The organism is Delftia sp. 60, assembly GCF_002754395.1.
GTDB lineage: Bacteria > Pseudomonadota > Gammaproteobacteria > Burkholderiales > Burkholderiaceae_C > Comamonas > Comamonas acidovorans.
Map to the genome: position 1 here is coordinate 4,121,246 of NZ_PEFD01000001.1, position 24,343 is coordinate 4,145,588.

General features: G+C 66.3%; 22 protein-coding genes. 12 read left to right on the plus strand and 10 right to left on the minus strand.

What is annotated here, in order from left to right; translation table 11 throughout:
* Nucleotides 1–16: 16 nt before the first annotated feature.
* The 5 genes from CLV01_RS18630 (at nt 17) to CLV01_RS18650 (ending at nt 7,358) form a co-directional block, all read left to right on the plus strand.
* On the plus strand, nt 17–1,039 hold the full coding sequence (locus tag CLV01_RS18630) for a Bug family tripartite tricarboxylate transporter substrate binding protein (RefSeq protein WP_099733535.1): 1,023 nt from the start codon (nt 17–19) through the stop codon (nt 1,037–1,039).
* Between the two features lie 20 nt (nt 1,040–1,059).
* Nucleotides 1,060–1,899: an HpcH/HpaI aldolase family protein gene (locus CLV01_RS18635; RefSeq protein WP_099733534.1), complete on the plus strand. Its 840-nt coding sequence runs from the start codon at nt 1,060–1,062 to the stop codon at nt 1,897–1,899.
* 14 nt (nt 1,900–1,913) lie between these two features.
* Nucleotides 1,914–3,641 (plus strand): L-arabinonate dehydratase, encoded by a 1,728-nt coding sequence (gene araD, locus CLV01_RS18640; protein WP_099733533.1) that lies wholly within the window; start codon nt 1,914–1,916, stop codon nt 3,639–3,641.
* Nucleotides 3,642–4,016: 375 nt separating this feature from the next.
* Nucleotides 4,017–5,708, plus strand: a complete 1,692-nt coding sequence (gene aspT, locus CLV01_RS18645) for an aspartate-alanine antiporter (RefSeq protein WP_218968193.1) — start codon at nt 4,017–4,019, stop codon at nt 5,706–5,708.
* Nucleotides 5,709–5,762: 54 nt separating this feature from the next.
* Nucleotides 5,763–7,358 carry a bifunctional aspartate transaminase/aspartate 4-decarboxylase gene (locus tag CLV01_RS18650; RefSeq protein ID WP_012205739.1) on the plus strand — a complete coding sequence of 532 codons (1,596 nt, stop codon included), beginning with the start codon at nt 5,763–5,765 and terminating at the stop codon, nt 7,356–7,358.
* A gap of 41 nt (nt 7,359–7,399) precedes the next feature.
* On the opposite strand, the gene CLV01_RS18655 is transcribed toward CLV01_RS18650, so the two are convergent.
* Nucleotides 7,400–8,338 (minus strand): DMT family transporter, encoded by a 939-nt coding sequence (locus CLV01_RS18655; RefSeq protein WP_099733532.1) that lies wholly within the window; start codon nt 8,336–8,338, stop codon nt 7,400–7,402.
* A 75-nt stretch (nt 8,339–8,413) separates the two neighbouring features.
* Between CLV01_RS18655 and CLV01_RS18660 the strand changes: the two genes are divergently transcribed.
* The 4 genes from CLV01_RS18660 to CLV01_RS18675 all read left to right on the plus strand — a co-directional run bounded on the left by CLV01_RS18660 (nt 8,414) and on the right by CLV01_RS18675 (nt 11,691).
* Complete coding sequence (locus CLV01_RS18660; protein WP_013802293.1) at nt 8,414–9,316, plus strand: LysR family transcriptional regulator; 903 nt, start codon at nt 8,414–8,416, stop codon at nt 9,314–9,316.
* A gap of 131 nt (nt 9,317–9,447) precedes the next feature.
* Nucleotides 9,448–10,350, plus strand: a complete 903-nt coding sequence (locus CLV01_RS18665) for a nitroreductase (RefSeq protein ID WP_099733531.1) — start codon at nt 9,448–9,450, stop codon at nt 10,348–10,350.
* A 149-nt stretch (nt 10,351–10,499) separates the two neighbouring features.
* Nucleotides 10,500–11,411 (plus strand): bestrophin family protein, encoded by a 912-nt coding sequence (locus CLV01_RS18670; protein WP_017405160.1) that lies wholly within the window; start codon nt 10,500–10,502, stop codon nt 11,409–11,411.
* A 70-nt stretch (nt 11,412–11,481) separates the two neighbouring features.
* On the plus strand, nt 11,482–11,691 hold the full coding sequence (locus CLV01_RS18675; protein ID WP_099733530.1) for a DUF4287 domain-containing protein: 210 nt from the start codon (nt 11,482–11,484) through the stop codon (nt 11,689–11,691).
* 17 nt (nt 11,692–11,708) lie between these two features.
* On the opposite strand, the gene CLV01_RS18680 is transcribed toward CLV01_RS18675, so the two are convergent.
* Genes CLV01_RS18680 through CLV01_RS18690 form a run of 3 tightly spaced genes read right to left on the minus strand, consistent with a single transcriptional unit; the run spans nt 11,709 to nt 14,674 of the window.
* Nucleotides 11,709–12,680 (minus strand): alpha/beta hydrolase, encoded by a 972-nt coding sequence (locus CLV01_RS18680; RefSeq protein WP_099733529.1) that lies wholly within the window; start codon nt 12,678–12,680, stop codon nt 11,709–11,711.
* Between the two features lie 2 nt (nt 12,681–12,682).
* Complete coding sequence (locus CLV01_RS18685; RefSeq protein WP_012205750.1) at nt 12,683–13,579, minus strand: alpha/beta fold hydrolase; 897 nt, start codon at nt 13,577–13,579, stop codon at nt 12,683–12,685.
* A gap of 39 nt (nt 13,580–13,618) precedes the next feature.
* Nucleotides 13,619–14,674 (minus strand): sugar phosphate isomerase/epimerase family protein, encoded by a 1,056-nt coding sequence (locus CLV01_RS18690; protein ID WP_013802287.1) that lies wholly within the window; start codon nt 14,672–14,674, stop codon nt 13,619–13,621.
* A gap of 142 nt (nt 14,675–14,816) precedes the next feature.
* On the opposite strand from CLV01_RS18690, the gene CLV01_RS18695 reads away from it, so the two are divergent.
* Nucleotides 14,817–15,443, plus strand: coding sequence for a TetR/AcrR family transcriptional regulator (locus CLV01_RS18695; RefSeq protein ID WP_099733528.1), 627 nt, complete (start codon nt 14,817–14,819; stop codon nt 15,441–15,443).
* 4 nt (nt 15,444–15,447) lie between these two features.
* Here CLV01_RS18695 and CLV01_RS18700 read toward each other — a convergent pair whose 3' ends face one another.
* From CLV01_RS18700 to CLV01_RS18720, 5 genes are all read right to left on the minus strand, one after another.
* A complete protein-coding gene (locus tag CLV01_RS18700; protein WP_099733527.1) occupies nt 15,448–16,566 on the minus strand; it encodes an acyl-CoA dehydrogenase family protein in 1,119 nt (372 codons plus the stop codon).
* Between the two features lie 82 nt (nt 16,567–16,648).
* A complete protein-coding gene (locus tag CLV01_RS18705) occupies nt 16,649–17,980 on the minus strand; it encodes a c-type cytochrome (protein WP_099733526.1) in 1,332 nt (443 codons plus the stop codon).
* A gap of 17 nt (nt 17,981–17,997) precedes the next feature.
* Nucleotides 17,998–20,298: a xanthine dehydrogenase family protein molybdopterin-binding subunit gene (locus CLV01_RS18710; RefSeq protein WP_047217040.1), complete on the minus strand. Its 2,301-nt coding sequence runs from the start codon at nt 20,296–20,298 to the stop codon at nt 17,998–18,000.
* The gene (locus CLV01_RS18715; RefSeq protein ID WP_099733525.1) at nt 20,295–20,882 is read right to left on the minus strand and encodes a (2Fe-2S)-binding protein; all 588 of its coding nucleotides are present in this window, start codon (nt 20,880–20,882) and stop codon (nt 20,295–20,297) included. The genes CLV01_RS18710 and CLV01_RS18715 overlap by 4 nt, the downstream gene beginning before the upstream one ends.
* A 627-nt stretch (nt 20,883–21,509) precedes the next feature.
* The gene (locus tag CLV01_RS18720; RefSeq protein WP_043782035.1) at nt 21,510–21,797 is read right to left on the minus strand and encodes a hypothetical protein; all 288 of its coding nucleotides are present in this window, start codon (nt 21,795–21,797) and stop codon (nt 21,510–21,512) included.
* 505 nt (nt 21,798–22,302) lie between these two features.
* Between CLV01_RS18720 and CLV01_RS18725 the strand changes: the two genes are divergently transcribed.
* Nucleotides 22,303–22,578, plus strand: coding sequence for an H-NS histone family protein (locus CLV01_RS18725; RefSeq protein WP_013802280.1), 276 nt, complete (start codon nt 22,303–22,305; stop codon nt 22,576–22,578).
* A gap of 393 nt (nt 22,579–22,971) precedes the next feature.
* Nucleotides 22,972–23,625 (plus strand): Hpt domain-containing protein, encoded by a 654-nt coding sequence (locus tag CLV01_RS18730; RefSeq protein ID WP_257221394.1) that lies wholly within the window; start codon nt 22,972–22,974, stop codon nt 23,623–23,625.
* Between the two features lie 11 nt (nt 23,626–23,636).
* Here the strand turns inward: CLV01_RS18730 and CLV01_RS18735 are convergent, their stop codons facing one another.
* Nucleotides 23,637–24,332, minus strand: coding sequence for a response regulator (locus CLV01_RS18735; RefSeq protein ID WP_081816131.1), 696 nt, complete (start codon nt 24,330–24,332; stop codon nt 23,637–23,639).
* Nucleotides 24,333–24,343 lie beyond the last annotated feature (11 nt).

Sequence of the window (24,343 nt, forward strand, 5' to 3'; positions counted from 1 at the left end):
TCAAGAGGAGACCACCATGCGCCCTTCGCTCTCCAACCGCCGCAGCGCCATGGCGCGCCTGCTGGCTGCGGCCCTGGCTCCGGCCTCGATGCTGGCCCCGGCCCCGGCCCCGGCCCAGTCCCAGGCCCAGGCCGAGGCTGCCTGGCCCATCCGGCCGATCACGCTGGTGATTCCCTTCCCTCCCGGTGGCCAGACCGATGTGGTGGGCCGGCTTGTGGGAGAGCGCCTGTCGCAGCGCCTGGGCCAGCCCGTGGTGGTGGAGAACCGGCCCGGCGTGAATGGCTCGCTGGCCTCCGAGGCCGTGGCGCGGGCGCGGGCCGATGGCTACACGCTGGTGATTGGCGGGCCGGGCACGCATGCCATCAACCAGCTGGTCAATCCCAACGTGAGGTACGACACGCGGCGGGATTTCACGCACATTGCCATGCTGGGGCGCGTGCCCATGCTGCTGCTGGCCTCGCCCAGGCTGAAGGTCGCTTCGGTGGCCGATGTGGTGGCCCTGGCCCAGGCCAGCCCCGGCACGGTGAATGTGGCGCTGACGGGCATTGGCTCGTCCAGCCATGTGACGACGGAGCTGCTGCGCCAGGCGGCCGGCGTGAGCTTCAACAACGTTCCCTACAAGGGCGATGTGCCCGCCATGACCGATGTGATGGGCGGCCAGGCAGACCTGCTGTTCGTGCCCGCCACCTCGGCCGTGGGCTTTGCGCAGGCGGGCAAGCTGCGTGCGCTGGCCGTGGCAGGCGACCGGCGCCTGGCGGCCCTGCCCGATGTGCCCACCATGGCCGAGGCCGGCCAGCCGCAGGTCGTCAACTATTCATGGACCAGCCTGGCGGGGCCGCCGGGCATGCCGGCCGATGTGGTGGAGCGGCTCAACCAGGCCTGCCAGTCCCTCCTCGCCGAGCCCGAGGTGGTGGCCCGCCTGACCGCCATGAGCAACGAGCCCACGCCGGGCACGCCCGCCCAGGCCGCCAGCTTCATCGCCGCCGAGGTGGCGCGCTGGAGCGAGGTGGTGCGCAAGGGAAACATCCAGGTCCAGTGAACAGCTTCAGGAGAGTCCCCATGAGCATGCTGCCCGCCAATACGTTCAAGCGCGCGCTGCGCGAAGGCCGCCCGCAGATCGGCCTGTGGTCCACCATTCCCTCCCCCTTTGTCTGCGAGATGATCGGCGGCGCGGGCTACGACTGGGTGCTGCTCGATACCGAGCACACGCCCACCGACGTGCCGCTGATGCTGGGCCAGCTGCAGGCCGTGGCCGCCGCCCTGCCCGCACCGGGCGCCCTGCCCGTGCATGCCGTGGTGCGGCCCGCCTGCAACGGTGCGGTGCTGATCAAGCGCTACCTGGACCTGGGCGCCCAGTCCCTGCTGCTGCCCTTTGTGCAGAACGCGCAGCAAGCGCGGGATGCCGTGCGCGCCATGCGCTATGCACCCCAGGGCATGCGCGGCATGGGCGGTTCCACTCGCGCGGCCAACTTCGGGCGAACGGCCGACTATGTGGCATGTGCGGCCGACGAGCTGTGCCTGCTGGTGCAGGTGGAGACGGCCGAGGCGCTGGACCAGATCGAGGCGATTGCGGCCGTCGATGGCGTGGACGGCATCTTCATCGGCCCCGCCGACCTGTCGGCCAGCCTGGGCTATCCGGGCCAGGCGCGCCACCCTGTGGTGAACCGGGCCATCGACCAGGCCATCGCCCGCATCCGCGCCTGCGGCAAGGCGCCGGGGATCCTGATGGTGGACGAGGCACGGGCGCGCGAATGCCTGGAGCTGGGCGCGCAGTTCGTGGCCGTGGCGCTGGACACGCTCTTGCTGCGCGACGGGCTGGATGCGGCGGCGGCGCGATTCAGAAAAAGGCCGCTGGCCGCGAAGCCGCCAGGGCCCGCATCCACCGCCGGCAGCTACTGAGGAGCCCCACAACCATGACACGTTCCCCCGAATCCCTGCGCAGCGCACGCTGGTTTGCTCCCGATGATTTCCGCTCCTTCGGCCACCGCTCGCGCGTGCTGCAGATGGGCTATGGCTATGAGGACTGGATGGGCAAGCCCGTGATCGCCATCGTCAACACCTGGAGCGATGCCAACCAGTGCCATGCCCACTTCAGGCAGCGCGTGGAAGACGTCAAGCGCGGCGTGCTGCAGGCGGGCGGCTTTCCGCTGGAGCTGCCGGCCATCTCGCTGTCGGAAAGCATGGTCAAGCCCACGACCATGGTCTATCGCAACTTCCTGGCCATGGAGACGGAGGAGCTGCTGCGCAGCCACCCGGTGGACGGCGCCGTGCTCATGGGCGGCTGCGACAAGACCACGCCGGGGCTGACCATGGGGGCGATTTCCATGGGCCTTCCCTTCATTTACCTGCCGGCCGGCCCCATGCTGCGCGGCAACTGGAAGGGGCAGGTGCTGGGCTCGGGCTCGGACGCCTTCAAGTTCTGGGACGAACGCCGCGCCGGCCGCCTGGACGAGCAGGCCTGGCGCGAGATGGAAGCCGGCATTGCCCGCAGCCACGGCACCTGCATGACCATGGGCACGGCGGCCACCATGATGGGCATTGCCGAGGCCGTGGGCCTGGCGCTGCCCGGCGCTTCGTCCATTCCGGCCGCCGACGCCAACCACATCCGCATGAGCGCCGAGTGCGGCCGCCGCATCGTGCAGATGGTGTGGGAAGACCTCACGCCCGCCCGCATGCTCACGCGTGCGCATTTCGAGAACGGCATTGCCTGCGCCATGGCCATGGGCTGCTCCACCAACGCCATCATTCACCTGATCGCCATGTCGCGGCGCGCGGGCCATCCGGTCAGCCTCGATGACTTCGACGCCTTCAGCCGCCGCGTGCCCGTGATCGCCAACATCCGGCCCAGCGGCGACCGCTATCTGATGGAGGACTTCTTCTATGCAGGCGGCCTGCGCGCCCTGCTGGAACGCATCCGCCCGCATCTGGACACCGGGGCCATGACGGTCAACGGCAAGACCCTGGGCGAGAACATTGCAGGCAGCCAGGTCCACCAGGACGACGTGATCCGCCCCCTGTCCCGCCCCATCTACGCAGAAGGGTCGCTGGCCGTGCTGCGCGGCAACCTGGCGCCGGACGGCGTGGTCATCAAGCCCAGCGCCTGCGCCCCGCACCTGCTGCGCCACACGGGCCGCGCCCTGGTATTCGACGACTACCCCAGCCTCAAGCAGGCCGTGGACGACCCCCATCTCGATGTGAACGGCGAAGACATCCTGGTGCTGCGCAACGCCGGCCCCAAGGGCGCAGGCATGCCCGAATGGGGCATGCTGCCCATTCCCACCAAGCTGCTGAAAAAAGGCGTGAAAGACATGCTGCGCCTGTCCGACGCCCGAATGAGCGGCACCAGCTACGGCGGCTGCCTGCTGCACTGCTCTCCCGAGTCCGCCGTGGGCGGGCCGCTGGCCCTGGTGCGCACGGGCGACCGCATCACGGTGGACGTGCCCGCCCGCCGCATCCACCTGGAAGTCAGCGACTCAGAACTCGCCACCCGCCGCGCCGCCTGGACGCCCCCGCCCGCGCGCTATCAACGCGGCTACGGCTGGCTGTTCGGCCGTCATATCCTGCAGGCCAATGAGGGATGCGATTTTGATTTTCTGGAGACGGGCTTTGGGAGGGCTGTGCCGGAGCCGGATATTTTTTGAGAGCGTGAATGGCACAGGGTCTGCCCAGGCGCAGGGCGGCCCGTGCAGCCCTGCCTATCCAGGTCCTACGACATAAGCCGCCTCCAGGCTGACGGCCAAGTCCTACATCGCCACTCCTTTTTGTCATGAATAGTGGCTCTGTTTTCGACAAGATACTGATTCAAGCAAGCCAATGGAAACGCCATATCCAATTAAATATTGATGAATACGGAAACCACCGCATTCATCAAATATCGATAGGCATTTTCTAATAGCGACACACCGTTTCCCCCAGGTCCACGCGCACGCAAGCCCCCCTGCCCTTCGCGGGCAGCCGTTCCCGTTTCCCCGTTGCCTTGCGCCGCCGTGGACCTCAACCCAGAAGCAGAGGTGGCTGTGGACTTTCTCAGAAGCATCTTTCATCAGGCTCCGGAAATCGCGCTGTTCGCGGCCTTGGCGCTCGGTTACTGGGTGGGCAAGTTCAGGTTCGGGTCGTTCCAGCTGGGGGGCGTGGCGGGGTCGCTGCTGGCGGCGGTGCTGATCAGCCAGGTGGGGGTGACCATTGATTCGGGCATCAAGGCGGTGCTGTTCGCGCTGTTCATCTATGCCGTGGGTTTCGAGAGCGGGCCGCAGTTCTTCCGCTCGCTGGGACGGCAGTCGGTCAAGGAGATCCTGATGGCCCTGGTGGTGGCCGTGTCGGGGCTGGTCACGGTGGTGGTGATCGCCCGGGTGTTCCATCTGGACAAGGGGCTGGCGGCGGGGCTGGCAGCGGGCGGGCTGACGCAGTCGGCCATCATCGGCACGGCGGGCTCTGCCATCGAGAAGCTGGGACTGGCGCCCGACGAGGTGCAGCGCATGCAGGCCAATGTGGCCATCGGCTATGCGGTGACCTATATCTTCGGCTCCTTCGGCGCCATCATCATGTGCGTGAACGTGCTGCAGTGGCTGACGGGCCGCAAGATCCGCGAGGACGCGATCCAGGCCGAGCAGGAGCTGCTCAAGGGCGTGCGCGTGTACGGAACCGGCGAGTCACCGGCCGTGCCGGATCTGGTGGGACGCATTTTCCGCGTGGGACAGGCAGGCCGCACCGTGGCGGAGCTGGAGGCCAGCGCCACCGCCAACGGCGGCACGGTGACGGTGGAGCGCATACAGCGCAAAAACGCGATGGTGGGCGTGGACGGCAGCCTGGCGCTGGAGGCCGGCGACATCATCTTGCTGGTGGGCCGGCGCGCGGCCGTGGTGGCGCTGGGCGCCTCGGTGGGCGAGGAGCTGCAGGGCGCCGAGGGCATGGACGTGGTGATGGTGCGGCGCGACGTGGCCATCTCCAACAACCAGTACCTGAACCGCAGCGTGAAGGACATCCTGGACAGCCTGTCGCAGGAGTTCAAGCACGGCGTGTACGCAGTGGCGCTGATGCGCGCGGGCACGCCGGTGCCGATTGCGCCGGCCACCATGGTCATGCCGGGCGATGTGGTGACGCTGTTCGGCACGCCGCAGGATGTGCAAAAGGCTGCGCAGTCGGTGGGCCCCATCATCGTGCCCAGCGACAAGACGGACTTTGTCTTCCATGGCCTGGGCATCACGGTGGGCCTGCTGATCGGGCTGCTGGTGCTGCGCCTGGGCTCCATTCCCATCACGCTGGGCAGCGGCGGCGGCGCCCTGCTGGCGGGCCTGCTGTTCGGCTGGTGGCGCAGCCGCAAGCACACCTTCGGCAACATGCCCACGGCCGCTTCCACGCTGCTGCGCGACCTGGGCCTGGCCGGCTTCGTGGCCATGGTGGGCCTGCAGTCCGGCCAGCAGGCCGTGACCACGATGATGCAGCAGGGCCTGACGCTGTTCCTGCTGGGCGTGGTGGTGACCATCGTGCCGCTGCTGATTGCCATGCTGTTCGGCAAGTACGTGCTGCGCTATGACAACGTGGCCGTGTTCGCGGGCTCGCTGTCCGGGGCGCGCAGCGCCAACCCGGCGTTTGGCGAGATTCTGGACAAGGCCGGCAACTCGATTCCCACGGCACCGTTTGCGATCACCTATGCGCTGGCCAATGTGTTCCTGACACTGCTGGGCCCGCTGGTCATCGCCTTTGCCTGATCACCCCGGATCTATTCCCAAGGACCACCAAGGACCATCACAAGGAGCTGCGCAATGAGCAAGGATTATCGGAGTCTGGCGAATTTGAGCCCATTCGAACTCAAGGACGAACTGATCAAGGTGGCCTCGGGCAAGGCCAACCGCCTCATGCTCAATGCGGGGCGCGGCAATCCCAACTTCCTGGCGACCACGCCGCGCCGGGCGTTCTTCCGGCTGGGGCTGTTCGCGGCGGCGGAGTCGGAGCTGTCGTACTCCTACATGACGGTGGGCGTGGGCGGGCTGGCCAAGCTCGACGGCATCGAGGGCCGCTTCGAGCGCTTCATCGCCGAGCACCGCGACCAGGAGGGCGTGAAGTTCCTGGGCAAGTCGCTCAGCTATGTGCGCGACCAGTTGGGGCTGGACCCCGCCGCCTTCCTGCATGAGATGGTGGACGGCATCCTGGGCTGCAACTACCCCGTGCCGCCGCGCATGCTCACCGTGAGCGAGCAAGTCGTGCGCCAGTACATCGTGCGCGAGATGGCAGGCGGCGCCGTGCCGCCCGAGTCGGTGGACCTGTTCGCGGTCGAGGGCGGCACGGCGGCCATGGCCTATATCTTCGAGAGCCTGCGCATCAGCGGCCTGCTCAAGGCCGGCGACAAGGTGGCCATCGGCATGCCGGTGTTCACGCCGTATATCGAGATCCCCGAACTGGCCCAGTACGACCTCAAGGAAGTGCCCATCCACGCCGACCCCGACAACGGCTGGCAGTACTCCGACGCCGAGCTGGACAAGCTCAAGGACCCGGACGTCAAGATCTTCTTCTGCGTGAACCCCAGCAACCCGCCGTCCGTGAAGATGGACCAGCGCAGCCTGGACCGCGTGCGCGCCATCGTGGCCGAGCAGCGGCCCGACCTGCTGATCCTGACTGACGATGTCTACGGCACCTTTGCCGATGAATTCCAGTCCCTGTTCTCGGTCTGCCCCCAGAACACGCTGCTGGTGTATTCGTTCTCCAAGTATTTCGGGGCCACGGGCTGGCGCCTGGGGGTGATCGCGGCGCACAAGGACAACGTGTTCGACCATGCGCTGGCGCAGTTGCCCGAGTCCGCCAAGAAGGCGTTGGACCACCGCTACCGCTCGCTGCTACCCGATGTGCGCTCGCTCAAGTTCATCGACCGCCTGGTGGCCGACAGCCGCGTGGTGGCGTTGAACCACACGGCCGGCCTGTCCACGCCGCAACAGGTGCAGATGGTGCTGTTCTCGCTGTTTGCGCTCATGGATGAAGCGGACGCCTACAAGCAGGCCCTCAAGCAACTGATCCGCCGCCGCGAGGCCACGCTGTACCGCGAGCTGGGCATGCCCCCGCTGGAGAACCCCAACTCGGTCAACTACTACACGCTGATCGATCTGCAGAACGTCACCTGCCGGCTCTATGGCGAGGCCTTCTCGCAATGGGCGGTGCAGCAGTCGTCCACGGGCGACATGCTGTTCCGCGTGGCCGATGAGACCGGCATCGTGCTGCTGCCAGGCCGTGGCTTCGGGTCCGACCGCCCTTCCGGTCGTGCCTCGCTGGCCAACCTCAACGAGTACGAGTACGCAGCCATAGGCCGCGCCCTGCGCCGGCTGGCCGACGAGCTGTACGAGCAGTACAAGGCGCTGGGCAAGGAGTAGGCCCTGCGCACAAGGCCCGCACGGCTCATTGCCCGCACGGCTCATCGCAGCTGTCGGGCCTTGACCACCAGCAGCGCCCCGGCCATCAGGCCCACACCGGCCAGTTGCACGGCGCCCAGCGCACGCCCGTAGACGGCCCAGTCCAGCACGATGGCCGTCAACGGATAGACGTACTGCAGCACGGCGATGCGGCCCAGCGTGAGGCGGGCCATGCCCGCAAAGAGAATGGCGTAGGCCAGGCCGGTGTGCAGCACGCCCAACCCTGCCAGCCAGGCCCAGGACGACGGCGCCTGCGGCCAGCCATGAACCAGCGGCACCCACAGCAGCAGCACGGTGCCGACCGCGCATTGCCACCAGGCCAGCGCAAACGGCGTGACCACTTTCTCGGTCTTGGCCAGGATGGTCACGGCCGCATAGCACAGCGAGCCGGCCAGGCACATCAGCAGCCCGGACACATGGTCTGGCCCCCAGGCCGCCGCATCGCCACCCAGCAGCCCCGTGGTCAACACCAGTCCCAGCAACGCCGCCAGCATGGCCGCCACCTGCCGTGGTGCCACGGCCTCGCGCAGCACCAGGGTGCCGAACAGCATGATCCACACCGGCTGGATGTGGAACACGATGGTGGCCACGCCAATGGAGGTGCGCGGTATCGCGGCAAAGAACAGGGCCCAGTTCAGCACCATGAGGACGCCGGTGGCCACCACCACCGGCCAGCTCCTGCCGCGCACGCGCAACTCCCCCATGCGGCCCGTGGCCAGGCCCCAGGCCAGCAGCGCCAGCGCGCCGAAGGCGCAGCGAAACAGCACGGTGACCAACGGGTGCTGGCGGGCTTCTTCCACAAATATGCCGACGGTGCCCAGCAGCACGCCGCCCGCGATCATCAGCCACTGGCCGCGTGTCTCCTGCGCTGTGGAAGCGGCTTGTGCAGGCGCGGCGGAGGCTACGGATGCGGCCTGTAAGGAATGGGTTCTGTCTTGCATGGCCGCGATCGTCTCGTGGCAGGAAATTCTCGTAAAGCAAATAGTTTGCAGGTTTAGTATTCGATATTCGAATCCATGGAGCGTGCCGTGAACCACCCCGACCTGCAGATCGACTGGCTGCGTGCCCTGGTGGCCGTGGTGGATGCGGGCTCGCTCTCGGCTGCCGCGCCGCTGCTGCACCGATCACAGGCCGCCGTGAGCATGCAGATCAAGAAGCTGGAGACCGCCCTGGGCCAGCCCGTGCTGCTGCGCGGCCCGCGCCATCTGCAGCTCACACCCGCAGGCGCGGAGCTGCTGGGCTATGCGCGGCGCATGCTGGAGCTGCAGGCCCAGGCGCAGGCGGCCCTGTTCGGCCCCGACCTGTCCGGGCGCGTGCGGCTGGGCGTGCCGGACGACTACGCATCCACCTATCTGACGCCCGTGCTGCGCAGCTTCGCGGGTCGCTACCAGGGCGTGGAGATCGAGCTGACCTGCGAGCAGTCCACCGCGCTGATCCCGCAAGTGGTGCGCGGCACGCTGGACCTGGCCCTGGTCTCGCGCGACAGGCCGCAGCGCGGGCGCCTGCTGTTCCACGAGCCCCTGGTCTGGGTGGGCGCGCCGCAGCACGAGGTGTGGAGGAAGAACCCCCTGCCGATTGCCGTCTACGAGGCCGCCAGCCTGGCGCGCACGGCGGCGCTGTCCAGCCTGGCGGCCCAGCGGCGCGCGCACCGCGTGGTCTATCACAGCTCCAGCCTTGCCGGCCAGCTGGCCGCCGTGGAAAGCGGCCTAGCCGTGGCCGTGTTCACGCGCTGCAGCGTGCCCCCGCACCTGCAGGTGCTGCAGAACCTGCCGGCCGGCTTCGAGCTGCCGCCGCTGGTGTCCATGCAAGTGTCGGCCCTGCGCAGCAAGGCCTCGCAGGGCTCGGCGGCCGTGGATGCCATGTACGAGCAGTTGATTGCGACGCTGGGCCAGGCACCTCAGGAACTGACCAAAGCCTGACGCCTGGCGAGGTTCGGCAAGCATTCTGCGCACGCATTTCGCTGTATTCTTGAAAACATAATGAAATCATCCACCGGCCATTTGCCGCAACCTGATTGGGCGCACGTGCAGGCCCGCGCTGGAGAACCGACTTGACGCAAAAATACATTCCCCATCTGCTGGCCCTGGACCGCGAGCGTGACTGGGCGCGCGCAGCGCAGGCCTGCGGCATCTCCGACAACGCGCTGGCCCAGGCCATACGCTCGGCCGAGGCGGAGTTCGGCCACGCGCTGGTGCGTGCGGGCCGGCCCTTCCAGGGGTTCACGCAGGAAGGCGAACAGGTGCTGGCCTGGGCCCGGCAGTTCGCCCAGGCGGTGGATGCACTCAAGCACTGCTTTGCCGACACGCGCAAGCGGGCGGGCCTGGCGCCCCTGCTGGCGCGGCGCTCCGTCTCACCCAGGCGGCTGGCCATGCCGGGCCCGGACAGCGGGGACATGGACCTGATGATCGAGGCGGCGCTATGTTCACCAGACCATGGTGCATTGCATCCCTGGCGCATTCTGGAGTTTCCAGTCCATCAGCGTGCAGCATTGGCTGCTCTGTTCGAACAGGAAAAACTGCGCCGCGACCCGCTGGCCCCGGCCGATGACATCCGCCGCGCCCGCGAGCACGCCACGCGCGCACCGGCACTGCTGGCCTTCATCATCTCTCCCAAGCTGCGCTCGCGCGTTCCCGTGCGCGAGCAATGGCTGGCCGCAGGGGCTGCGCTGGGCAACTTCCTCAATGCTGCGCACCAGTTGGGCTTTGGCGCCATCATGCTCAGCGGCGAGCGCTGCTTTGATCCAGCCATCCACACCGCACTGGGCCTGGAGGACGGCGAGCACCTGGCCGGCTTCATCAGCCTGGGCACCATCACCAGCCAGCCATCCCCGCGCGCAACGGTGGCGCCCTCTTCCATGCGCACGGCATGGCAGGCGGAGCAGACAGCAGCGGTCACGGCACAGGCCCTTCTCCAGCCAGACGGCAACCACGACAGCCACGGCAGCGATCTTTGAAGCCGCAGCCAGCGCGTGCAGGGTGGCGCGCAGGTGGCGCACTGACTGCGCGGGGCGGTTAGAGTTGCGGGGCTGCTGCGCCCTCTTGCACCCTCTTGCGCCCTCTTGCACCCTCTTGCGCCCTCTTTTCCATCACGGAACAAGCTTTCATGATCATCCGGCCCCGCCCCCACTGGCTGCGCATGCTCTTCGTGCTGCGCGGCTCGGTGCTGCCCGACATCCTGCCCCAGCTGATGGCCGCCACCCTGTTCGCCGTGCTGGTCACGGCCCTGCACGGCCAGCTGTTCGCGTGGAAGGTGCCGCTGAACTTCGTGCCGTTTTCGCTGATCGGGCTGACGCTGGCCATCTTCCTGGGCTTTCGCAACAGCACCAGCTATGCGCGCTATTGGGAGGCGCGCACGCTGTGGGGCACCCTGCTCAACGAGACACGCTCCCTGGTGCGCCAGGCCCGGACCTTGACGGACGCGCCGCAGCACGCCCCGGCCCTGGCCATGGTGCTGGCGGCCTTCGTGCACGCGCTGCGCCACCAGTTGCGCGGCACCGATGCCGCGGCCGACATGCGTCGCCTGCTGCCTGCCGCCGACTGCGAACGCCTGGCCACGGCGCGCTTCAAGCCTGCCGTGCTGCTGCTCATGGCCGGCGAATGGCTGCAGGCGCGCCGCCAAGACGGCAGCCTGCAGCCCGTGCTGGTGCCCGCCATGGAGGCGCCGCTGTGCAAGCTGGGCGAGGCGCTGGGCGGCTGCGAACGCATTGCGGGCACGCCGATTCCCTTCACCTACGCAGTGATCATCCACCGCACCATCTACCTGTACTGCCTGCTGCTGCCCTTCGGCCTGGTGGATTCCATCGGCTTCATGACGCCGGTGATCGTGGCCTTCATCGCCTACACCTTCTTCGCGCTGGAGGCGCTGGGCGCCGAGCTGGAGGAGCCCTTCGGCACGGCGCCCAACGACCTGGCGCTGGACGCCATGTCGCAGATGATCGAGGCCACGCTGCGCGAGCTGACCGGCGAGGTGCTGCCGCCTGCGCCGCAGCACAAGGATGTGCTGTTCCTGACCTGACCCTGCCTGCCGGCCCGGACAGCGCAGCGGCACAATCTGCCACCCGCATCACAGAAAAAGGACAAGCGCCATGACGGAGACAAGCAAGGTCAAGGGACCGGCCTCGTATTTCCCTTCCATCGAGAAGACCTACGGCCAGCCGATTGCGCACTGGATGGACCTGCTGCAACAGCAGGACACCCGCAAGCACATGGAACTGGTGGGCTGGCTCAAGGCCCAGTACCAGATGGGGCACGGCCATGCGAATGCGCTGGTGGCCGTGTTTCTGGCACAGGCCTGACCTGCACCCAGCAACCCTCAGCCGATGGCCGTGCCGAAAGCCTGGCGCACGGCAGCACCCGCTTCGTCAAACAGGCGGCGTGATGCCGGCGCCAGCCCCAGCATGTGCATGCAGGCGTGCACCATGCCGGGCAGGCGCACTAACTTCACCGCAACACCTGCCTGGGCCAGCCGCTGCGCATAGGCTTCGGCCTCGTCGCGCAGCGGGTCGTATTCGCAGCTGATCACCGTGGCTTGGGGCAGGCCTGCCAGGTGTTCCGCGCGCAGCGGAGAGACGAGTTCGTGCCGCCCCGGAGCCGCATCGCCCAGGTACGCGCCATAGCAGTACTCCATGGCCGCACGCGTGAGGTAATGGCCCTCGCCGAACTGCTGGAACGACGACGAATCCATGGCCGCGTCCAGTGCCGGGTACAACAGCAGCTGGTAGGCGATGGCCGGTGCGCCCGCCGCTCCCCAGCCTTGCTTTTCCTGCGCCAGCAGGCAGGCGGCGGCAGCGAGGTTGCCGCCCGCGCTGTCTCCGGCCACGCCGATGCGCCTGTTGTCCAGGCCCAGCGCATCGGCCTGCTCAAAGGTCCAGGCAATGGCATCGCAGAAGTCATGCAGCGGCACGGGAAAGCGGTGCTCGGGCGCCAGCCGGTAGTCCACCGAGACCACGACGGCGCCCGTTGCCGCGGCCAGCGCGCGGCAGGGGTTGTCGTAGACCTCCAGCGAACCCAGGCACCAGCCGCCGCCGTGGGCGAAGACCAGGGCGGGCTGGGGCGTGGGTGTGTCCGAGGCCAGCGGCCGGTAGATGCGCGCGCGCAGCGGCGCACCGTCGCGCGCGGGCAGCGTGAAGTCTTCGGTGCGGGCCACGGCCTCGGCCGGGCCGTGCAGGGCGCGCAGCCCGGCGTCGGTGGCCTCGCGCAGCGCCGCCAGCGTGGGCGGGGCCACGGCCTGGGTTGCCTGCGCCAGCTCGGCGAGATAGCGCGCAATGTCAGCGTCCAGGCCCATGGTCACAGCGTCCTTTGCAGGAACGGCAGCAGCTCGGCGATGAAGGGCTCGGCGGCTTCCTCCATGATGAAGTGGCCGCAGCCTGGCACGATCACGCCCGACAGGTCATCGGCATGGCCGCGCAGCGTGGCCAGCGGCGCATCGGCCGTGGCATGCTCGGCGCCAATGGCCAGCACGGGCATGGCCAGCGGGCGCAGCGCACGCTCGCGGTTCTGGCGGATGGTTTCGGGAATGGCACGGTAGTAGGCAAAGCCGCCGCGCAGGCCACCGGGCGCCGCATAGGCATCGACATAGACGTCGACGGCCACGCGGTCGCGCCGCAGCGACCAGCGGTTGAACATGAATTCCAGGTAGGCGCGCTCGCGCCCCGCGATCAAGGTCTCGGGCAGGTCGGCCAGCTGGTTGAACATGAAGTGCCACAGGAAGATGTTCTGCTCGGGCGGCGCAAAGATGCTGGGCTCGGGCGCCAGGCCGGGGATCACGGCCTCGGTCAGTGCCAGGGACTGCACGGCCTGCGGCTGGTCGCTGGCCAGCGCATAGGCCACCCACATGCCCACGTCGTGGCCGGCGACCTGGTAGCGCTCATGGCCCAGCGCCAGCATGGTGCGGTGCAGGGTCAGCGCAATGGAGCCCGTGTCGTAGCCGGTGTCGGGCCGGTCGGAAAAGCCCGTGCCCGGCGGATCGACGGCAATGGCCTGGAAGCCCTGCGCCGCCAGTGCCTGCATGACGTGGCGCCAGGCATACCAGGTCTGGGGCCAGCCCGGGATCAGCAGCACGGGCGCGCCCTGCCCGGCCGTGATGCAGTGGATGCGGCGGCCGTCGATGCGCACGTAGTCGTGCGAGAACTCGCAGGCCTGGTCTTCCTGCTTGCGCAGGGCGTTCGATGTGAAAGCGTTCATTGTTGGATTCTTTTTGAGGTTCTTTGGCTGCGGGCGTGCTCAGGCGATGCCGAGCATGGCGTTGATCTGGCGCTGGTCCACGGGGGCGCCGGCGAAGTCGTCAAAGATCTTGTCGGTGACGCGGATGATGTGGCGGTTGATGAAGTCCACGCCCTCGCGCGCACCGTCTTCCTGGTCCTTGAGGCAGCACTCCCATTCCAGCGAGGCCCAGCCCTGGTAGTCGTACTGGGCGAACTTGGAGAAGATGGCCTTGAAGTCCACCTGCCCGTCACCCAGTGAACGGAAGCGCCCTGCCCGCTCCAGCCACGAGGAATAGCCGCCGTAGATGCCCTGGCGCCCGCTGGGCAGGAACTCCGCATCCTTCACATGGAACATGCGGATGTGCTCGCGGTAGATGTCGATGTAGTCGAGGTAGTTGAGCTGCTGCAGCACGAAATGGCTGGGATCGAACAGGATCTTGCAGCGCGCGTGCTGGCCCACCAGTTCATGGAAGCGCTCGAAGCTGGTGCCGTCGTGCAGGTCTTCGCTGGGGTGGATTTCGTAGCACAGGTTCACGCCCTGCTCGTCGCACGCGTCGAGGATGGGGCGCCAGCGGCGCGCCAGCTCCTCGAAGGCGGTTTCGATCAGGCCGGCCGGGCGCTGCGGGAACGGGAACAGATAGGGCCAGACGAACGAGCCCGAGAACGTGCCCATGTCGCTCAGCCCCATGCGGCGCGATGCACTGGCCGACAGCTTGAGCTGCTCCAGCGCCCAGGCCGTGCGTGCGGCCGGATTGCCGCGCAGCGCCTCGGGCGCAAAGCTGTCGCACATGGCGTCGTAGGCCGGGTGCACGGCCACGAGCTGGCCAAAGATGTGCGTGGTCAGCTCGCTGGCCACCAGGCCGTGCGAGGCCAGCATGCCGTTGACATCGTCGCAATAGGTCTGGCTGCTGGCGGCCGTGGCCACGTCGAACAGGCGCTGGTCCCAGGCGGGAATCTGCAGGCCCTTGAAGCCCACGCCGGCCGCCCAGCGTGCGATGTCTTCCAGGGAATTGAACGGTGCCTTGTTGTCGGCGAACTGCGCCAGATGAAGGCTTGGGCCCTTGATGGTCTGCATGTGTTTTCCTTGCGTTGAGCTATTGTTTGTTGATCGACAAAGAATAGTATCACGCCAACGCGGCTGCTTTTGCGAAGCCGATGCAAGACAGCATCACGGCGCCGCTAAGATGCCGCCCTGACTGTTGAGAAGGATGAGGAAGATGGCCGGAAGACCCAGGGAATTTGACCGAGACCAGGCGCTGGAGCGCGCCATGCTGGCGTTCTGGCGGCGAGGCTACGAGGGCACGTCCATGGCCGACCTGGTGCAGGCGCTGGGCATTGCGTCAGCGCGCATCTATGCGGCCTTCGGCAGCAAGCAGGACCTGTTCCGCGAGGCCGTGCAGCGCTACGAGGCCGGTGATGGCGGCTTTGCCGACCGCGCCATGGCCCAGGAGTCGCGCGTGCGCGACGCCCTGGCCCGCGTGCTGCGCGATGCCGTGGCCACCTATACGGACGATGCCCATCCGCTGGGCTGCATGGTGGTCACCGCCGCCACCAATTGCGCCGAGGAAAACGAGGCAGTCGCCGCCTGGCTGGCCGAACACCGCCGCCTGCGCACGCAGTCCCTGATCGACCGCCTTCAGCGCGCGCTGGATGAAGGCGAGCTGCGCGCCGGCACCGATGTGCAGGCGCTGGGGGATTTCTATGCCACGCAACTGCACGGCATCTCCGTGCAGGCCCGCGATGGCGTGCCGCGCCAGCGGCTGCTGGCGGCGATGGAGACCGCCTTGCTGCTGCTGGATACGGCGCTGGAGCCGGCGCTGCAGCCCGCAGCCAAGGCGGGCTGAGCCGTCAGGCGCCGAGCTTTTGCAGTTTTTGCAGCTCGGCGCGCAACTGGATCACGCTGGGCGTGACGATGGGGATGAAGGCCGATTCACGCCAGCGGCGGGCAAAGCCATCGTCCGCATCCAGGCTGCTGTAGGCGCGGCCGCCGGCCGTCTGCAGCTCCAGCTGCATGGCCTGCTGCACGCAGTCGTGCAGGGCCAGGCGCAGCGCGAAAAGCCGCTCGGGCGCCTCCACGAAATCGCCGGCCTCTACACCGGCCTTGAGTGCCGCCACCGCCTGCTCCAGATGGCTGCGGGTATCGTCCAGCGGCTGCTGCAGCACATGCCCGCCCTGCACCATGCGCGAGGCGGCCTGCGCACAGGCCGCGCGCGCCAGGCCGATGGACAGGCCGCATTGCATGCCCAGGAAGGCAGGCCGCACACGCGGCAGGAATCCGCCGGCGCGCTCGGCCAGCAGATCGTCTTCGGTGATGGCCACGTCCTTGAGTTGCAAGGCGGCGGTGTTTGTGCCGCGCAGGGCAATCAACTCCAGATCCGGCGAGCGCTCCAGGCCGGGACGATCGGACGGCAGGGCCACGATCATGGGCGGCGCGCCGTCGTCACGCGCCACGGCAATGGCGGCCAGAAAGCGCGGCCCGCGCAGGTTGGTGCACCAGGGCACGCTGCCGTTGAGCAGCCAGCCGCCGCCTTCCCGGGCCGTGGCGCGGATGTTGAGAGCCTCCAGCCCGCTGAGGAATTTCATGATGTTGGACAGCCCCGAGGCACCGGCCGCCTCGCCCGCCAGCAGCGCGGGCAGCCAGCGCTCGCGCAGGGCCGCATTGCCGGTGTTCGCCAGCATCTCGATCAGCACGCGCTGGCCCCAGAAGGCAAAGGCGGCGGACATGGAGTGCGTGGCCACCTGGGCAATCGCCTCGATGGCATCGCCGGCGCTTGCGCCCTGCCCGCCCAAGGCATCAGCCAAGCCGTGGCCCAGCAGCCCGGCTTCGGCCAGATAGGGCACGACGGCGGCCGTGGCCTCGCCGTTGCCGGCATCCAGCGCCTGGGCACGTGCATCCAGCCATTGGCGGTCGGCGCCGGTCAGCAGGGGGAAATCGGGTATGTGGCTTGTCATCTTGCGGGTCACCATAAAAAAAGGGACCGCTGTGGGCACAGCGGTCCCTTGCCATCCTAGCGCAGCGCACAGGCTGCGCAGATGACGCAGCGCAGGCTCAGTGCGCCGCCACCTTGCCGGGGCGTGTTTCCTCGCGCAGGGCCTTGACCTTGTCGCTCAGGCCGGCCCAGGGCTGCAGGCCGTACTGGCTGCGCATGGTGTTGAGCAGCGTGGCGATCTGATCGTCGCTGAGGTTGTGGCGGAAGGCGGGCATGGTGCCCAGCTGCGGGCGCGCCGGTTGCGTGATGCCGTTGAGCACCACATGGATGGCGTTGGTCGGCGAGTCGCTGTACAGATTGGTGTTCAGCGACAGCTGGGGACGCACCCCGAAGCTGCTGCCGGCCAGCACGCCGCTGGGGTCGGCGCGGTGGCAGGCCATGCAGGCGCCCTGGTACAGGCGGTAGCCCTGGGCGTCGACCGGCAGCTTGGCAACCTCGGTCTTTTCCTTCACCAGGGCCTGGGCGTCCCCTGCGCCAGCGGCGTCTGCCACGGGCTTGCGGTACGACATCAGGTAGGTGACCATGGCGTTGATGTCCTCGGCCGACTGGTGGGACAGGCCTTCGATCACGGGCGCCATGGGGCCGGCGGCCACGCCGTGGCGCTCCGAGAAACCGGTCTGCATGTAGCGGACCAGGTCCTCGCGCGTCCAGGGCAGCGGGGCCACGGCCTTGTCGTTGAGCGCGGGCGCATCCCAGCCGTCGATGAAGGCGCCGGCCAGGTGGTTGGCACCCTTTTTCTCGGCGCCGAACTGGTTGCGCGGCGAGTGGCAGGCCGCGCAGTGGCCCAGGCCTTCGACAAGGTAGGCGCCGCGAATCCACTCGCCCGACTGGTTGGCGGGCGCGGGCTGCTCGCCCGGCTCCAGGTACAGCGCATTCCACAGGGCCAGCCCACGGCGCACGTTGAACGGGAAGTTCAGCGCGGTCTTGGGCGCCTCGTTGGAGACAGCCGGCTCGGTCATCAGGAAGGCGTACAGCGCCTTCATGTCCTCATCGGTCACGCGGGTGAATGCGGTGTACGGGAAGGCGGGGTACAGGTAGTTGCCCTCGCGGTCCACGCCATGGCGCATGGCGCGCTCGAAGGCCTCGTACGACCAGCGGCCGATGCCGGTTTCGGCATCGGGCGTGATGTTGGTCGAGTAGATGGTGCCGAAGGGGCTGGGCATGGCCAGGCCGCCTGCGTTGCGCTGGCCGCCCGGTGCCGTGTGGCAGACAGCGCAGTCGCCCATGTGCGCCAGGCGGCGCCCCTGGTCGATCTGCTGCTGGCTGAATTCCTGCACCGGGATCTGCTGCAGGGGCGCGATTTCGCTGCGGCCCGTGGCCAGCCAGAAGGCGGCGCCGGCCACGGCGGCCAGGCCGACCACGCCGAGGGTGATTTTCTTGAGTGTGTGCATGTTCCGGTCCTCCGCTCTCAGTTCTGTGCCTTGTCGGCCGGGGCTGCATCGGCAGCCTGTGCCTTGAGTGCGGCCAGCACGCGTGCCGGGGTGAACGGCACTTCGCGCAGGCGCACGCCGGTGGCGTCGAACACGGCGTTGGAGACAGCGGCGGCGCTGGGCACGGAGGCCGATTCGCCCGCGCCCATGGGGTCTTCGCCGGGGCGCTCGACCAGTTGCACGTCGATCTCGGGCAGCTCGTCAAAGCGCAGGATGGGGTAGCCGCCCCAGTCCAGCGAGGTCACGCCCTTGCTGTCGAAGGTCACGTACTCCTTGAGCACGCGGCTGGTGGATTGGATGATGTTGCCGTGCACCTGGTGGCGCACGCCGGCCGGGTTGACCATCTCGCCGCAGTCATGGGCCACGAAGACCTTGTCCACCTTGATCACGCCGGTCTCGCGGTCCACGGTCACGTCGCAGATCCAGGTGGCCCAGGCCGCGCCGTAGCCAGGGAACTTGCTGTGGTAGTAGCGGGCATAGGCAAAGCCGCGGCCCTTGACCAGGCGCTGGTCAGCCGGCGCGGGGTTGCGGTGGGCCGGGCCATCCTGCCAGCCGGCCTGCTTGTGCGCAGCGTGCGTCAGCGCCACGGCGCGCGGGTCCTTCAGGTAGCGCAGGCGGTAGGCCAGCGGGTCTTCACCGGCCAGGTAGGCGCATTCGTCGATCCAGCACTCATGGGCAAAGACGTTGGGCAGGGCCGAGACGCCGCGCATCCACGAAGCGCGCACGATGGGCGCCGCATCCTGCGAGACCACGCGCATCTTGGGGTACTCGTACTGCGGGATGGCCGTACGGTCGCCCATCTGCAGCACCTTGGGCTTGTTGGGCACCTTGCCCGTCAGGATCAGGGCCAGGGCCGCCGCGTCGTTGGACGGGTAGCAGGTCTTGAGTTCGTAGCCCAGCACGGCATGGTTCTCGTCCAGGCCGCCGCGCACGCGGATCAATTGGCCCGTGCCCTTGGGCTCCCAGGCGGCTTCCTGCTCGCGCATCAGCTGCACGCGCACCGGGCGGCCCACGGCCTGCGACAGCAGCACGGCGTCGGATGCCACGTCGTCCGCGCAATTGCGACCATAGCAGCCCGAGGCTTCCAGGCGCGTCACATTGATCTGGTCGGCTGCCATGCCGGTCAGCGTGGCGATGTCCTTGCGCACGTCGTGCGGGTTCTGCGATCCGGTCCAGACCTGGATCTGGCTGGCGGACACCTCGGCCACGGCGCAGGACGGGCCGATGGAGGCATGCAGGTGGTAGGGCCAGACGTAGTCGGCCTCGATCACCTTCTTGGCGCCCGAGAAGGCCTCGTCAATGCCCGCGTCCTCGCGCAGCATGCGGTCGGTCTTCTCGTGCTTGACCAGGGTGTCGTGCATGGCGTTCAGCGACAGGTCGGGCACGCCGGCCCAGTCCTTCCACTTCACCTCCAGCTGGCGCATGGCGGCAATGGCCTGCTCTTCGCGCTCGGCCACGATGCCCACGAAATCGCCCTGCACCACCACCTTGACGATGCCGGGCAGATGCGCCACGGACTGCTCGTTCACCGAAATCAGGCTGCTGCCCAGAGGCGCCGACGCATCGGCACCGCCATAGGGCGGGCGCACCACGCGGCCGTGCAGCATGCCGGGCACGCGCACATCGTGCACATAGGCCAGCGCGCCCAGCACCTTGGCCGGAATGTCCACGCGCTGCACGGACTTGCCGATGTAGTTGAAGCCGCCGGTGCGCAGCGGCACCTCCTTGTCCAGCGCAATGTTCAGGTCCTGGCCCTGGGCCAGTTCGCCGTAGCCGATGCGTCGCCCGCCCTTGGCCACCACCGCGCCCTTGGACGTGGTGAGTGCAGACACGGGCTGCTGCAGCTTCTCGGCAGCCAGGCCCAGCAGCAGCTGGCGCACCTGCGCGGCGGCCTTGCGCATGGGGATGGCATCCACCTGGATGGTGTTGCTGGCAATGGTCGGGCCCTGGTTGGGCGTGCGGCCCGTGTGGCCCAGAACCATGGTGATGCGTTCGAACTCCACATCGAGCTCATCGGCCACCAGCTGCGCCAGCGAGGTACGGATGCCCGTGCCCAGGTCAACGTGGCCGTGGTAGGCCGTGACGCTGCCGTCCGCCCCAATGGCGATGAAGCTGCTCACCCGGTCGATGGGGGGAATGGGGAAGGCGCCAGCCACGGCGGGCGCCGTACCCGTGCTTTCGGCCACCAGGCCAGCGGCCGCCACCGAGCTGACCATGACCATGCCGCCCAGCTTGAGCAGGTTGCGGCGCGTCAGTTGAAGAGGGTTGGATGCACTCATGCTGCACCTCCCTGGGCGATCAGCACGCGGGCGCGGGCAGCCGCACGCATGATTTCCACATGCGTGCCGCAGCGGCACAGGTGGCCGGACAGGGCCTGGGTGACTTCCTCGTCGGTGGCCGTGGGCTTGTGGTCGAACAAGGCCACCAGGGCCATGACCATGCCGTTGGTGCAGTAGCCGCACTGGGCGGCCTGCTCGTCAATGAAAGCCTGCTGCACAGGGTGCAGTCGGTAGACGGCCTTGCCCTGTGCATCGGCTGCCGGCTTGCCGGCAGGCATCCCCGGCACGGCGGCCGGATGGGCTGCTTCCCAGTCACGCGCCACGCGGGCGTGCTCGGCCTGGGTCGCGTCCTCGGACAGGCCTTCCAGCGTCGTGACCTTCATGCCCTGGACCACGCTCACGGGAACGGAGCAGGAGCGGGCCACCTTGCCGTCGATCAGCACGGCGCATGCGCCGCATTCGCCCAGGCCGCAGCCGAACTTGGGCCCGTTGAGCTGCATGTCGTTGCGCAGCACATAAAGCAGCGGCGTCTCAGGGCTGACGCCCTGGATCTCGACCTCTTGTTGGTTGAGAGTGAATTTCATCGTGTGCAAACCTTGTGGTTGACAACAGGTGCAAACCATAGGTGCGCACTGAAAAATCAGGCGACGGACTCGCCGCGGCCAAGCCCGAAAAAGAAAGCCCACCGCCAACGGGGTGGGCTGTTTTCACGTGGTTTTTAGAGGCAACTCTGATAGATGACTGCCTGTTGTATGCAAACGATTCTATGCCTCGGACTTGCCCATCACTGCCAGCCGGCGTCCATCCAAGGACCTGCACAGACCCGCAAACTCCGTGGCTTTTTGCTCACATAACTCACCATAAAGATCGGAAATATCCGCACAAACACAGCACTACCAGCCGATCCGAAACCTGCACCAAGCCCCGAAAGATGTGCACCACCACAGTGCACAAAGGGCAGAAATTCTTGCATCACGGCCCCTACCCGGTCTTGCAGCCATGCACGGCTGGGCATAAAGACAGCAGGCCACCCTGGCAGCCGGCGCATCGGCACGGCCATCACACCAACCAAGCAAAACACTCGGCTTTTATCTGCATCAAATTCCAGTGAGAACGCTTGAAATTCCCGAGCACGCCATGCACAGCGCCCGTAAAACACGCGCCCGCCTGCAGCATCGATGAACACAAGGCGCGGCCCAGCCGCCCAGCCGTCAACGGGTGCCCGGCGTGATCTGGATGGTGCCCAGGCCCGAGCCCACGGCCTCACGCCGACGAGGTGCCAGCCAGTGCACCCAAAGCCCCTTGAGCCAGCCCAGCGCAAAGGCGCCTGCCAAGGCCAACATGCCCCACTGCCCGGCCAACAGGGCCACATATATCCAGTAAGGCATGCATCCCAGGCCGAGAAGGCAGGCCCACCGCCGCAGGGCAACGGAACGGGACTGCGACAGCCAGACGGCAAGGACTGCGGGGAGTGCGAAGGCGATCTGATCGATGCTCATGGCCGCATCATACTGTATGAATAAACAGTTTTGTAGGCAAAAGCACGTGTCTTTTGCGAAGGATGTCACGGGACCACCAGCACCCTCATCTTTCGCTTGCAGTCCGCTCGCCACCCTCCCCACAACCCCACGCAAAAAACCGTTGGCAAACAGCGTACAGACTGGGTTTCAAGAATTTCCAATGTGCGGTGCAGTTTGATCACGGCATCGCCTTTCACATCCCCTTCAATAAGCCCAAACTCCTTCGCAGCCGGTCACTCACTCCTGTGAACCACCGCGCTTCAAACCTGAAAGCGAGGGCATACAGGATTTTGAAGGGCTCCGGAACATACAGCACCCCATAACTACCGGCTCTTTACATGGCCTTTACCTGGCGTTGACCGGTCATTTTGAACACAGTCAGGACGGCCAATGGCAGTCATAGGAGAAAATGATCGAAAGCATGCAAACTTGTTCTTAAAAAACCGTTAATATTCGCGCTTCAATCCATGAAAGGCAAACTACCGTGAACACCACATACAAAGAACTTCTGGCACAGCGCGAGGCACTCGAGGCCCAGATCCAGACAGCACGCAAGCAAGAAGTCAGTGATGTGATCGCCAAGATTCGCGGTCTGGTTCAGGATTACGGCCTGACTGCCGACGACATCTTCACGGCACGCCGCGCCCCCTCCACCGTGGCCCCCAAGTTCCGCAATCCCGAAACCGGTGACACCTGGACCGGCCGTGGCAAGCCCCCTGCCTGGATCAAGGACAAGGATCGCGCCCAGTTCGCCATCTGAAGCCTGGATAAACGCCTCCATGAAAACAGCCTGCAGTTCTCTGCAGGCTTTTTTCATTCTGGCGGCACTTGCTGCCACACCTGAATTCCCGGGCTTGGGCTTCCAAGGCCAGACGCCACGCAGGTGAAACAAGAATGCTCTATGGACATGTCCTTAAACGTGCACCATGGATGGATGCCGTGGTCCAATCTTCCAGCCGGATCTGAAGCCTCCAGCGAGTGACTGGCTGCAGATGCCGGCTCCAGATGCTCGGCCACCCATGAAAAAACAGACATCCACCTTGGACAGTTCACCCACACCATACCGTTCTGAAAAGTTCTCGACTACCGCCGAATCGATAACCACCACAGAAGAGCCCCCTCCTCCGCTTTGTCATTTTCAGGCGAGCAGGTTTTGTTCATCTCGTCATCCGATGAACTGCACGCCCATCTGCTCCCACACCTCAAAAGTTGGGGCCTGGCGATCACGGCCTGCCACCATCCCACAGCCATTCGCCAGGATCGCCTCCAGAAGTTCCAGGTTGTTGTGCTTTGCGGATCGAAAACGTCCTGGAATCCCAAGGATGAAAACCGCCTGGTGGCAGGAGCTGCAAGCATCATCGAATGCGAGGCTGATCACCCCCTGCAACCCAAGGTGATCAACGCCCGCATCATCGAAGTCTCCTGGCGTTCGCTGCAGGGCCTCTTTGATGCACTGCAACTGGCCGTTCAGCCCCGGCCTGCCAGCAGCGGCCGCATTTCGTCGACCGATGACGTCGCCCATTTTCAACAAATCCCGGCCCCCATCAGAACGGCCTTTCTGGAGTCTGCACGTTCGTCGCTGGCGATCATCAAATCCAGCAAGAATCGCAAGGATGTGCAAAGAGAGCTGCACAATCTTTCCGGTTCACTGCGATTTTTTGACCTGACTGAGCTGTCAATACGCTGCGCTGGCCTGGAAAACGGCATCAACCATGATGGGCTGATGCACCATGCGCATTCGCTGCTGGCGCTGGAACTGCAGCTTGACCAGCTCCTGGAAGAAATACGGACCTTGAACGGCAGATAAAGAACCGGCCGTCATTGAGATCTCGATGAGGTCACCCATCCGCATTCAAGGGCATACTTCATCAGATCAATGTCTCGTTCAATTCCAAGCTTGTGCATGGCCTTGACTTTCTGGGTACTGATGGTTTTCTTGCTTCTGTTCAGCTTGGCAGCGATCTCGTCGATACGCAAACCGGCCGCATAAAGCCTTACCACCTCCGATTCCTTGGGACTGAGCACCCCCGGCGATTTTCCTTCACCTCCCATGACACCCGCATTCATTTTTTCCAGTCGCTCGGAAATGGCGGGAGAGAAGTAGGTCCCTCCTGTATAGGCTGCGTGGATGGCCGGAACCAGATGCAGCACAGGGTCCGCCTTGCTCACGATGCTGATATTCGACACCTTGCCCAGCGCCTGGAGAATGGCCGAATTGTCCAACATGGTCAGAACCACCAAACCCAGGTTAGGAAATCTTCTGGATATATAGCCAAACAGATTCAAGCCATCTCCGTATTGACCCGTAGGCATGGAGTAATCCGACACAAGCACGTCAAAGCCACCCTCATCCAACTTTTTCACCAGATCAGTTGAGTTTGACACACTGGCTTTCAACAGGATTTCCAGCTCGGAAGACAGCTCATGCCGGATGCCTGAGATGATTCCAGGATGATCATCGGCCAGCAGTACGGATATATTCAAATCTTTTCTATGATTCATATTGGAAAACATGATTTGGCACC